The organism is Streptomyces microflavus (assembly GCF_014650075.1).
Lineage (GTDB): Bacteria > Actinomycetota > Actinomycetes > Streptomycetales > Streptomycetaceae > Streptomyces > Streptomyces microflavus.
In genome coordinates, this window is sequence record NZ_BMUG01000006.1 from 153,216 (window position 1) to 164,916 (window position 11,701).

General features: G+C 66.9%; 9 protein-coding genes and 1 pseudogene. 5 read left to right on the plus strand and 5 right to left on the minus strand.

Annotated elements, in window-relative coordinates; genetic code table 11:
• Positions 1-127 precede the first annotated feature (127 nt).
• Complete coding sequence (locus IE264_RS18765) at positions 128-1,315, minus strand: serine/threonine-protein kinase (RefSeq protein ID WP_032753942.1); 1,188 nt, start codon at positions 1,313-1,315, stop codon at positions 128-130.
• Between the two features lie 396 nt (positions 1,316-1,711).
• Here IE264_RS18765 and IE264_RS18770 point away from each other — a divergent pair, with 396 nt between their 5' ends.
• The 4 genes and pseudogenes from IE264_RS18770 to IE264_RS37990 all read left to right on the plus strand — a co-directional run.
• Positions 1,712-2,230, plus strand: a complete 519-nt coding sequence (locus tag IE264_RS18770) for a hypothetical protein (RefSeq protein ID WP_158706482.1) — start codon at positions 1,712-1,714, stop codon at positions 2,228-2,230.
• Positions 2,231-2,537: 307 nt separating this feature from the next.
• Complete coding sequence (locus tag IE264_RS18775) at positions 2,538-4,631, plus strand: DUF262 domain-containing protein (protein ID WP_158706483.1); 2,094 nt, start codon at positions 2,538-2,540, stop codon at positions 4,629-4,631.
• Between the two features lie 146 nt (positions 4,632-4,777).
• Complete coding sequence (locus IE264_RS18780) at positions 4,778-5,659, plus strand: 8-oxoguanine DNA glycosylase OGG fold protein (RefSeq protein ID WP_373301924.1); 882 nt, start codon at positions 4,778-4,780, stop codon at positions 5,657-5,659.
• Positions 5,548-6,101, plus strand: a pseudogene (locus IE264_RS37990) (transposase); the annotation flags it as partial. The gene IE264_RS18780 and the pseudogene IE264_RS37990, both read left to right, overlap by 112 nt.
• 44 nt (positions 6,102-6,145) lie before the next feature.
• Here IE264_RS37990 and IE264_RS18790 read toward each other — a convergent pair.
• Positions 6,146-7,198 carry a restriction endonuclease gene (locus IE264_RS18790; RefSeq protein ID WP_051821677.1) on the minus strand — a complete coding sequence of 351 codons (1,053 nt, stop codon included), beginning with the start codon at positions 7,196-7,198 and terminating at the stop codon, positions 6,146-6,148.
• Between the two features lie 69 nt (positions 7,199-7,267).
• On the opposite strand from IE264_RS18790, the gene IE264_RS38680 reads away from it, so the two are divergent.
• The gene (locus IE264_RS38680) at positions 7,268-7,708 is read left to right on the plus strand and encodes an SRPBCC family protein (RefSeq protein WP_078657334.1); all 441 of its coding nucleotides are present in this window, start codon (positions 7,268-7,270) and stop codon (positions 7,706-7,708) included.
• Between the two features lie 1,054 nt (positions 7,709-8,762).
• Here the strand turns inward: IE264_RS38680 and IE264_RS18800 are convergent.
• The 3 genes from IE264_RS18800 to IE264_RS18810 all read right to left on the minus strand — a co-directional run bounded on the left by IE264_RS18800 (position 8,763) and on the right by IE264_RS18810 (position 11,656).
• Entirely contained in the window at positions 8,763-10,292 is a 1,530-nt protein-coding gene (locus IE264_RS18800) for a helix-turn-helix domain-containing protein (RefSeq protein WP_015612143.1), read from the minus strand.
• Between the two features lie 195 nt (positions 10,293-10,487).
• Positions 10,488-10,685, minus strand: coding sequence for a DUF4236 domain-containing protein (locus IE264_RS18805; RefSeq protein ID WP_015612144.1), 198 nt, complete (start codon positions 10,683-10,685; stop codon positions 10,488-10,490).
• Positions 10,686-10,804: 119 nt separating this feature from the next.
• A complete protein-coding gene (locus IE264_RS18810; protein ID WP_032753578.1) occupies positions 10,805-11,656 on the minus strand; it encodes an alpha/beta fold hydrolase in 852 nt (283 codons plus the stop codon).
• Positions 11,657-11,701: the final 45 nt, after the last annotated feature.

The window sequence follows — 11,701 nt, forward strand, 5'->3', positions numbered from 1 at the left end:
TCATACCGCTGTTTTACATGCGCTCCGGAGAAGCCCGGAGGTGAGGTACGGCGACTCGATTATTTGCCGTTGTTTTACCGCAGTGCACTGACATTGCCTTCGGCGGACGATGAGCCTGAAAGGCGAGCTACAGCGCGGACTGCATCGCGTACCGCTTCCGCAAGTCCTCGGAAACCGTCAGAGAGGCCGGCTTCCGACCTCGCCTCGGCTTCTGGGCCGGTGGCTCCGGATCGGGAGTTTTCTCGGCTTCCCGCACGATGTCTTTCGTGAGATCGGCAGGCGCCTCAGCGCCGGAGTCTTCTGAGACCGGGAGAGGACGGTCGAGCGGGCTGTCCTGGTCATCCTCGTCCGCAGTGCCGGTCTCGCCGACCGGGGCCGCGAACTGTTCGATGCGTTCCCACACCGAGGAGGACGGGCCGTTCTCCTCGGCCGCGCGGGCACTGTCCTCGGAGGAGGCCGTCGCACTTACCAGTGCATGGCGGGCTTGTGCCGCCGACAGTCCTGCATCCTCTACGAGGGCCACACACTGCCGGGTCACCTCGGCCAGCATGGGACGGTCGGCCGGCGCGTACGCGAGCATCGCTGTGATCAGCGGGAGAAGAGCATCAGGCAGTCCGGCCAGATTTGGGAGCTGCTCCTCGTCCGCCACCTGAGTGGCGATTCCGAGCCAGTCCGCGCCCTCGTACGGGTAGTGGCCGGTCGCCGCATAGAGCAGCACTGTGCCGAGCCCGTACACATCGGCAGGTTCTTTCGGCTTGGTGCGGGCGAGCGCTTGCTCGGGAGGTATACACCGAATGGTGCCGATGATCATCCCGGCCTGCGTCAGGTTGTCCTTGTCAGCGTCAACGAAGGCCCCGAGACCGAAATCGATCAGTATCGGACCGTACTCGCTGAGCATGACGTTCTGCGGTTTGAGGTCGCGGTGGAGTAGGCCCACCTTATGAACTGCTTCGAGCCCTTCGGCGAGCAGCGCGCCGAGGCTGGCGACGAGGGGGGTAGGGAGCGTGCCTCGGCCCTGTACTTGCTCGTGAACCGTATGTCCTGGGACGTACTCGACAGCCATCCAGGGCTGCTCGGCGTACGGATCGGCATCGAGGAAGCGTGCCACCCGGTTCGTACCCACGACCGTTCGCGCGATGAGCGCTTCCTTCTCGAAACGGGCGCGCGTGGCCTGGTCGAGGCGATCCCGTCGGATCACCTTCACCGCGACCGGGTCCCCGCCGGGCGAATAGGCCAGATAGACCTCTCCCATGCCCCCCGAGCCCAGCTCGCGCTCGACCACGTAGCGGCCGATCTGCGTGGGCACCTCTGCCATGTTCTCTGCGTCACCCTCTCGCGACAGCGTCACCGTGTTGCACCATCACCGAAGGCCACCCTATCCCTGCGGCTACGGGAACAGGGCGGGTTTCCGGCCCTTGACGTGCGCAGACTCAAGGGTGGACGAGTTGGCCCGACGGGAGACAGCCAACGTACTCACGAAGGTAGGTCGGCGAGCGCCGTCCGCTCGCGCAGGTCCTGCCGCGGTGAGGGCGTCGCTATGGGGCTCGGGGAGTCGCTGCGGCCGTTGAAGGCCAGGCCTGCTCGGCGTCCCAGCGACGGCGGTACGCGTCTGACAGAACTAGCCCCGCAGTGCAGTGTGCTGCCAGTAACGTCGTCCATATCGTCAGCGGCGGCCCGCGTGCGGCCGAAGTGTAAGAGGGGGCGCTGAGTCATGGGGAAATCGGCACGGGTGTTGGGCGAGGAGTTCGGCCGAACGGCTCGAGAAATGAATGCGCTCCTCAAGGAGTACGGCTACCTGGACGGAAACCCCGGCGCTTATGGGATCACCGAGAAGGGGCAGCAGTACGCGAAGGAGCAATACCATTCACGCGGCACGGGCGGTTACGCTCAGTACAACCGGAACTGGGAAACTCGTACCTGGAGCGAGGATACGGTAGCGGCACTTAGGGCCGATATGGAAGCGAATCCTGGTGGCTTCGATGACGGAGGGTCTCCCGCTGAAGAGGAGGCAATTTTCGGGCCTGAGCCCATCGTGGACGACAGCCGTGATGGTGGCGACGATGACCCTCAGCTCAGTTGGAAAGAGTTGGCCATCGGCGGGGCCGTAGTAGGCGCTATTTTCATCGCTCCTCATGTCAAGCCTTTCTGGGACAACAAGGTGAAACCTGTTGCGAGGAAGCTGCGGGACAGATTGGCGAAACAGGAGACCACCGAGCCCACCGAGTCCTGACGCTCATTCGTGCTGGGCTGCCGAGGGTGGCGACGACCCATGTCACAGGCTGTAGCCGTGCGCGGGCAGGATGGTGGCCCGAGTGCCGGTTGGTCAACGCGAGTATCGGCATCCAGGCCGGGAGGTTGCGTGTGATCTGCGCGATCTCGAGCCGGATTCGGTTGCGCGGTGTGCTTCAAGGCCGCTTCCGTAGGTCGGCGGAGCGGGCGGGCCACTGGCTGCAGGTTGACGCTAGTCCCTGAATCGGCCGAAAGGACCTTAACGGTAGGTACTCGGCCCGTGTGAACAGCCCCTATTGGAGGACAGTGTGGAAGCGAAATCGATGACCCTGCGCGATCTGTTCGGGCCGGACCGGCGACTCGTCGTGCCGGTCTTCCAGAGGCCGTACGTCTGGACGGAGGACCGGAACTGGCGCCCCTTGTGGGAGGACGTCACCGCTCTGGTCCACCAAAGAATGGCTGATGAGGAGGTTCATCCGCACTTTCTTGGCGCGGTCGTGCTGGATCAGCTACTGACACTTACGGGGTCGATGCCCGCCAGACAGGTCATCGACGGACAGCAGAGGCTGACAACACTTCAGGTTCTGCTTGCCGCGGTCCGCGATGTCGGACGGGAGCTCGATGTCCAGGACAGGTACGTACGTGCGCTCGTCAAACTGACCGCCAACGACGACGACATGACCGACGAACCGCATGCCGCCTACAAGGTGTGGCCTACCAACATTGACCGTGACTCGTTCCGCATGGTTATGGACGGTCGGCTCCGGCGGCCCGTCGACGTCGCATTCCCCGTCGCTCCAGACGCCTCGGCGATCGTCCAGGCGTACTGGTTCTTTCGCAACCGCACGGTCGAGTGGGCGCAAGAGCTGAACTACGAAGGCAGGCTGGACAAGGGCTTTGATGCCTTGGTGCGCGTGCTTCGTGACAAGTTCGAGTTGGTCGTTATCGATCTCAAGCCCGAGGACAACGCCCAGGTCATCTTCGAGGCTCTGAACGACCGAGGCACCCCGTTGCAGGCATCCGACCTGGTCAAGAACCTGGTCTTCCAGCAGGCGGAGGAGCAAGGGCTCCCGGTGGAGGAGCTGTACAGGGACCTGTGGGCGCAGCTAGAGACGCCTGACTGGCGCAAGGAGGTGCGGCAGGGAAGGCTGAAGCGGCCTCGTCTGGACGTCTTCCTCATGCAGTACCTCACGGGTGAACTCGCCGAGGAGGTGATGGCTCCAGAGCTCTTCCTGACCTTTCGCAGGTACGTCAAGGCCGCTGATATGGGCCTGGTCAATCTGATGAGGCGCCTGGTGGAGCGGGCAGGTGCCTACCGAAGGCTGACGGCCGAGGAACAGCCGCTGACACCGGAAGGCCGCTTTCTGCGCACTGTTGGTGTTCTGGACGCCAACACCGTGATGCCCGTACTCCTGTGGCTGGTAAGCCGTTTCGACGAGGACGACCGGGCCGGCGCGGTGGCCACCCTGGACTCCTACCTGGTGCGACGCACCGTCTGCCGCCTGACGACGAAGAACTACAACCGGCTCTTCCTGGAACTGCTCAAGGAACTGAAGGCGAAGGACGACCCGTCGGTCGTGGCGGACTTTCTACTCCGACAGGAAGCCGACTCCGGGTTCTGGCCCCGCGATCGCGATATCCGAGATGTCTTTCGGTCTCAGCCGTTGTACAAGCAACTCACGCGGACCCGGATGCGGCTGCTGCTGGCCGAGTTGGAGGACTCGCTGTATTCGGGCAAGACCGAGCGACAGGTTCACAACGGGGAGTTGACGATCGAGCACCTACTGCCCCAGGCCTGGGAGGAACACTGGCCCCTTCCCGAGGGCGGAGGCCGCGTAAGCGTCGAGGCTCATGAGCGCCGGCAGTCCCTCCTCCACACCGTGGGAAATCTGACTCTGCTCACCGGCAGGCTGAACACATCGGTTTCCAATGGTCCCTGGGAGCGCAAGAGGAACGACATCCTCGTGCACAGTGCACTTTCGTTGAACCGTTCCCTGCCTGCCCAGTGGGACGAGGAGAGCATCCTGGCCCGGGCTGACCATCTGGCCGAGGCGTTCTCCCAGCGCTGGCAACGCCCGGATGGAGGCGCGCCCAACTCCTCGGTCGTAGGCTTCCCGGCACCCCGACTGGGGGCGCGGGAGGCTACCCCCGTCGGTAGGCCGGCGACGGTTCAGATGCCCCGGTCCCGGCGCGATGTCGCACGCCACATGCGAGAGGCCTTCTCTGGGCTGCCGGTCGGAAGCGTTCTGACGGTGTCGCAGATAACGGCGGTCCCCACGAGCCAGTACGAGGGCGGGGAGATCAGTCCCGGCGCTGTGGCCGCCAGACTTCGCGCCGACAACGTTCCTGGTATCCGGGCCGTACCTGGGTCCAGCCCACTTTCCGCCCGCAAGATCAGCTGAACCGTCCCGCACTCGTGCGGGGGTGCACTTCTTCGCGACAGAATCCGTCACGAACTGGTGACGCCTGCTGTCGCGGCGAACTGGTGGAACCAAAGGAGAAGGTTCGGATGGGGTGGCGAGAGGGCGCCGGGGAACTGGACGCGCGGATGCTCGAGCGTCCGCTTTTTTCGGATGCAGTGGGAAAGCTGGGAGCCTGGCTGGCCGAAGACGGGGCGCCGTACGCGGACGGGACAGGCGCGCACGCAGTTCGCTACATCCCGGGGTCCTGGGCCGGCATCCGGCCGTGGCCCTCGGGGTTGGCTGAGCAGGTCGGACGTAAGCCAACCTTGCTGAGCCGGGCCCAGGTGTTGGCGGTGGCCCGGCCTGGGGTAGCAACGGCTAGCTGGACCGAGACACTCGTCGCCAGCTACGTCTGGGGACAAGGTGACAACGGGTACGGGGCCTACCGGCTGGGTGAGATCCTGGGCCCAGGCCAGGTCGAGGCGGTGCTGGCACAGACTATTGCGCTGCTGGCCACCGATGGCGCCGTGGCGGGCTACCGCAGGCTGAGCGGCGCGATCGCAGGCCTTGGACCTGCGTTCTTTACCAAGTTCCTCTACTTCGCCGGCGGCGCCGTAGTGGATGCGCCGGGGCCGCGCCCGCTCATCCTCGACCAGCGCATAGCTCGTGTCCTGCGCGCTTACACGACACGACTGGGGGAGGGGATCGGGCTTGAGGAACCCGCGAAGCTCGCTGCCTGGCTGTGGAGCGACGGCGGGTGGACTCCGCACCGCTACGACGTGTACCTGAGATGGGCACACGGCGCCACCGACCAGCTGGCCGGCTCCACGCACTGGCCGCTCGCTCCCGACCTACTGGAACTGGCACTGTTCAGCGGCGCATGGAACCCATATAAAAGCTCCCTCGGGCCGTCCGTGTCGGATACGCCATCACCGAGCCGGTCCGCCGCGCTGTCCGGGCTATGCCCGGGCGCCTCTGGCATCCCGCCCTGGACCAGGACGGGACCATGCGGGACGGCGCCGAGCTGACCGGCATGGTCGACCTAAACGGCTACCCGGCCGGCACCCGCATCGTGTGCCGCGAGCGGCCCCACCCCAGAGCCCAACTGTCCCTGTTCGTCCAGGACGAGGGCCTACGGCATCAGGTGTTCCTCACCGACCCCCCCACTCCGACGGCGGCTCCGCCCAGTTCCTCGAGGTCCGTCACCGTGGGCGAGCCACCGTCGAGGACCACATCCGGTGAGGCAATACCACCGGATTCGGCCGCTTCCCCTCTCGAGACTTCGGCATCAATGCCGTCTGGCTCGAACTCAGTCTCACAGCGATCGATCTGCTGGCCTGGACCCGCGTCTTGCTCCGGGACGGCGAACTCGCGGCTGCCGAGCCGAAGAAGATCCGCGACCGGCTGCTGCACGTCGCCACCCGCCTCACCCGCGGGGGCCGCCGCCTGCGCTTGCGGATATCGGCGGCCCGTCTACCACGCGCCGCCGCAAGTGATTCATTTGCCGTTCGCCTCTACTTCCAAGGTGGCTGATCGATGCCGTCGGCCCACCGGCGTAGAACGTTGGAGTCAACGATTTGGATGCCGATGACGCTTGCGTAGGCAGCTGCCGGCCCGGTGACAAACCCGGTCGTGACCATCAGCGCGATGTCGGCCTGGTGGACGCTGAAGACCGTGCCGGCGAACTTCTGCATCTCCGGACTGCTGACCTTGCCGCGGTACTGCTTGCACTGGATGACGACCTTACGGCCCTCAGGGGTGTATGCGATGACGTCCGCGCCGAGGTCACCCGCGCCGCCGGGCGTCTCGACCCGGTAACAGCCGCCTTCACGGCACAGGTCGGCGATGGCCTGCTCGAACTCGGAGGGCGTCAGGTCGAACCAGTCCTTTACCGCGCGGAACTTCGGCTTGGCAGGAGAGGCGGCTGCCTTTTTCTCCAGGAGCCTGGTCTGCTCTGCCAGGAACGCGGCGAGCTGCCGAAGCTCCCGATAGCTCGCCTCATGCTGCTCGGCGTTCACCGTCCGATACTTCGCAACGAGGTCGTGGCAGGATGCCTCGACCTCGCCTAGGAGCCGCACATACGCGCCAAAGCTGTACGCGGCATCCCCGGGGGCGGCAGTAGTTCTCTGCTGCGGCAGGGAAGCGTGGATGCGGGACCTCTCGCCTGTGGCTACGACCTCGCCGACAGTTACCTGGTGGCGGATGCTCGCGCCGCTCAGGTAGGAGACGACCTGGTAGATCGTCTCGAACCCGGCTACGCGGCGCTGCACGAGCCGCACTGTCGCCACGCCGTCCTCGACGGCGCTAATCCCGATGCCGAGCTCAACCGGCATCTTCCACGACTGCCACTTCGGGTCGTAGGTGCCGCGGTGCTCCTCACGGGTCAGCTCGACCGTGTCATGGAGGATGTCATTTTCGGCGGCCTCGATCGCGGCCTCCCACTCTTCCCGGCGGGACTTCGGTAACTTGGCGAGGTCTTGTTCTGCCTCGGGGCGCAGCTGGATGAAGCCACTGACGTACCCAGGGTGCCGGAAAAGCATGCTGACCTGCCTTTCGGTGGTGACCATTCTGCGCAATGGGACAACCTTATGAGCTCGTAACACGATCATGGTGAGACGCGGTCTACCCTCGTTGGGGTGTCGTCCCTCGCTGTTACTGCTTCTTCACACTCGTCGGCGTCTGCCGCCATCGTCTACGCGGCACTCCTGGATGCAGAATCCTGGCCGTTGTGGTCCGCCTACGCCGACGTCGAGTGGGATGTGCCTGCCGGAGTCGACCGACCGGCACGAGTAGATGACCTGCGCACCATCCGTTCCCGCATTGGACGTGTGTGCTGCCGCGAGCGGGTCGTCGAGATGGTTCCCGGCCGGCGGTTCAGCTATGAACAGGCCGCAGGGCTGTTCACATCTCATCGAGGGTCTGTGGACCTGACCCGAGCCCCCCCATGGCGGCACCGACATCACTTGGTCAGCGACCTACCGGCACACCCTCTCTCTCTTGGACATGCTCAGGAGCCGGCGTCTACAGGTTTGGGTCCACGATCTCGCGTCATACGCCAACTCAACCGTGAGCCGTAAATCCTAGAGTTGCAGCACAAGTTCGCGATTCAATCTTCTTGAGGCGCCTCCAGCAGATGAGTCTGCAGCCCAATGAGACCAAGGTGTCCTGGAGTTCGAGGCGTCGTTCCCATCGGACAGCGAGACGTTTGCACTGGTGGAGCAGGGCGAAAGTCTGCTCGACGACGTAGCGGAGCTGCCCCAGGCCCTGATGTTCGGGGCGCCCTTGAGGGAGGGAGACAGATTCGTCCCGCGTGCCTCCCGGGGCAGGCTGGACCGCACGGTCCGCGTGGGACCGGCGCGCAGCGCGGCGGACGGCGGTCAGGACGCGATTGATGGACCCGGGGGCGAGCGGGCGGCCGGTCCGCGGCGACGGGGTTACGGTCAAGTGCGCCAGCGTACTCAGCCTCCGGGGTAGCAGGCAGCGGCCGCCGACCGACGCTCGCGCACCAGGCAATGAAGGCGGCCATGTCGGAGGAGTACATCAGGCGGGTGGCGTCGGTCAGCTGGCGGTTGGTGTCGGCCGTCCCCACGGCTATGTGCTGAAGGCGAGCCTGGGGCGCGGAGACTTGTCACGCTGCTCATCGTAGGGCGGCCCTACACCCCGCCGGCCCGGACGTCGCGGCGGGTGCTCCGACGAGGTGGGCGCAGGCTCAGCCCGTGACACGGCGCCCGTCTACGACAGAGGACCCGCGCCCGCGTGGTGCGGGTCCTCTTCTGCGTGGCGAAGTGGTCAGCCGGATGACTCGGATGCGCGGTCTACCCAGGCTGCGTCGTGAGGCCGGAGACGTCGAGCGGATGGCGGTTCGCCTCGTCGCCCAGACGCGGTCGGCGCGACGCGACCGACATCGGATGTTGCGAGACCGTTTCGGCGGTAACCCTCCGTAAAGGCTGACGGTTACTCAGTCTTTCCTGACGTGCCGTCAATCATTCAAGATCATCTTGCACATGCGCTGCACAAGGTGCTGAAAAATGACAGAGATCAGCGAAAGGCCGTGAAGGTAGGTATCCGCAGGTCAGGTGGCATATTGAGGTGTCGTGCCCCTTGCTGCCAAGGGGCACGACACCCTGCCGATCAGATGTCCCGGAAGATCTCGATCTGCGCCCCCACCGAGTTGAGCCGCTCCGCCAGCTCCTCGTACCCCCGGTTGATGACATAGACGTTGCGCAGTACGGATGTCCCCTCGGCCGCCATCATCGCCAGCAGCACCACCACGGCGGGCCGCAGGGCGGGCGGGCACATCATTTCGGCGGCGCGCCAGCGGGTGGGGCCTTCGACCAGGACCCGGTGCGGGTCGAGGAGCTGGAGGCGGCCGCCGAGGCGGTTGAGGTCGGTGAGGTAGATCGCGCGGTTGTCGTAGACCCAGTCGTGGATCAGGGTCTGGCCGTGCGCGGAGGCCGCGATCGCCGCGAAGAACGGGACGTTGTCGATGTTGAGGCCGGGGAACGGCATCGGGTGGATCTTGTCGATCGGCGCCTCCAGCTTGGAGGGCCTCACCGTCAGGTCCACCAGCCGGGTACGGGCGTTGTCGGCCGCGTACTCCGGGGTGCGGTCGCAGTCGACGCCCATCTCCTCCAGTACCGCGAGCTCGATCTCCAGGAACTCGATCGGCACCCGGCGGATGGTGAGTTCGGACTCCGTCACCACCGCGGCGGCCAGCAGGCTCATCGCCTCGACCGGGTCCTCGGAGGGGGAGTAGTCCACGTCCACGTCGATCTGCGGGACCCCGTGCACGGTGAGCGTCGTCGTGCCGACCCCGTCGACCCGTACGCCCAGCGCCTCCAGGAAGAAGCAGAGGTCCTGGACCATGTAGTTGGAGGAGGCGTTGCGGATGACCGTCGTGCCGTCGTGGCGGGCGGCGGCCAGCAGGGCGTTCTCGGTCACGGTGTCGCCGCGCTCGGTCAGCACGATGGGCCGGCCGGGGGAGACCGAGCGGTCCACCTGCGCGTGGTACAGCCCCTCCGTGGCGGCGATCTCCAGGCCGAACCGGCGCAGCGCGATCATGTGCGGCTCGATCGTGCGGGTGCCGAGGTCGCAGCCGCCGGCGTAGGGGAGGGTGAACTGCTCCATACGGTGCAGCAGCGGGCCCAGGAACATGATGATCGAGCGGGTGCGGCGCGCGGCGTCGGCGTCGATCGCCTCCATCTCCAGCTGCGCGGGCGGCACGATCTCCAGGTCCACCCCGTCGTTGACCCAGCGCGTGCGCACCCCGATGGAGTTCAGCACCTCCAGGAGCCGGAACACCTCCTCGATCCTGGCCACCCGGCGCAGGACCGTGCGGCCCTTGTTCAGGAGCGAGGCGCACAGCAGCGCGACACAGGCGTTCTTGCTGGTCTTGACATCGATGGCGCCGGAGAGCCGGCGGCCGCCGACGACCCGCAGATGCATGGGCCCGGAGTAGCCGAGCGACACGATCTCGCTGTCGAGGGCTTCGCCGATGCGGGCGATCATCTCAAGGCTGATGTTCTGGTTGCCGCGCTCGATGCGGTTGACGGCGCTCTGGCTCGTGGCGAGCGCCTCGGCCAGCTGGGTCTGTGTCCAGCCCCGGTGCTGTCGGGCGTCACGGATGAGCTTGCCGATGCGTGCGAGGTAGTCGTCTGACATGACGGCAGGTTATCTCAGATATGAGATGAGGCTGCTGTGGGGGTGTGCCGTTCGAGTGACGGGAGTGCAACCGTTCCCGGGAGGGCGGCTCACCGCTCCCCTCGCGGAACGCGCGAACGCGCCCCGCGCCGCCATCGTCCCCCGGTGGGGGCGATGGGGCGCGGGGCGCGCGGCCGTACGGGGTGGCGGCCTGGCTCAGCCGCTGCGCCGACGGGTCGTCCTCCGCCAGCCGAACGGGCCCGGCAGGTCCATGGACGTGGTGCGCCGGCCGGTGCTGCTGACCGTGCGCCGCGGGCCGCGTCCGCCGCCGGTGGTGACCGACCAGGAGCGCCGGTTGATGTTCAGCCGCACCCCGGGCAGGATCCGGAAGCTCTTGCGGAAGGTGATCGCCATCTGGGCCTCCTTGTGTCAGGACCCACGGGTGTCCCGAAGCGGCGGGGATATGCCTGCGGGCCGCGCAAAGCCCCGGCCCGCAGGGGAGTTGAGCCGTCGCGACCCCACCTTGCGTCCCCTCACCCCGCCCGCGCCGCCAGCCACTCCAGAGCCTCCGGCCCCGCGTCGAGCACCGAGATGTGACCGTCCCCCGGGCGCACCCGCAGTTCGGCCGTCGGGCAGCGCCCGGCGAGCCAGCGGCTGTGGGCGGCGGGCGCGATCCGGTCCTGCCCGCCGTGGAGCAGGAGCAGGGGCGCGGCGATCCGCGCAGGATCGAAGCCCCACGGAGCGACGTACGCCAGGTCGTCGGTGATCAGGCCGTCCGGCCCGCCCTCCAGGGCCGGGCCCACCACCTGGTCGAACCAGGACCACGTACCGGCCAGCGCGTCGTGGTCGGCGCCGGTGAACATCTCCGGGTCGTACCCGGCGCCCGCCTCGTACGCCTCCTTCGCCGCACGCCCCTCGGCGGCCGCCCGCAGGGACGCCGCCGAGGACGGCACCATGCCGGCGAACCAGTCGAGCCCCTCGGCGTCGTACGGGGCGAGCCCCGCGGCGGTCGCCACCCCGACGACCCGGTCGGGCAGCAGCGCGCCGCAGGCAAGTGCGTGCGGACCGCCGCCGGAATGACCCAGGACGGCGAACCGGCCGATGGCCAGCGCATCGGCGATCGCCCGTACGTCGGCGGCGGCCGACGCGACGTCCCGGCCGGGGAGCGGGGACGAACCGCCGTAGCCGGGACGGTCGTACGACACCCAGCGGATGGACAGCTTCTCGGCGGCGGGGAAGAGCGGCGCGGGTGGTGAGCCGATGTTCGGCGTGCCGTGGTGCCAGAAGACGACGAGCCCGTCGTCCGGGCCGCCGTCGCCGCCGGTGTCGTACACATGGAGCCTGCGGCCGTCGCCCAGCCGCAGATCGCTCTCCCTGACCCTCACTCCGCCACCCCTCCGCCACGCAGAACGTATCCGCCTCACGACCCT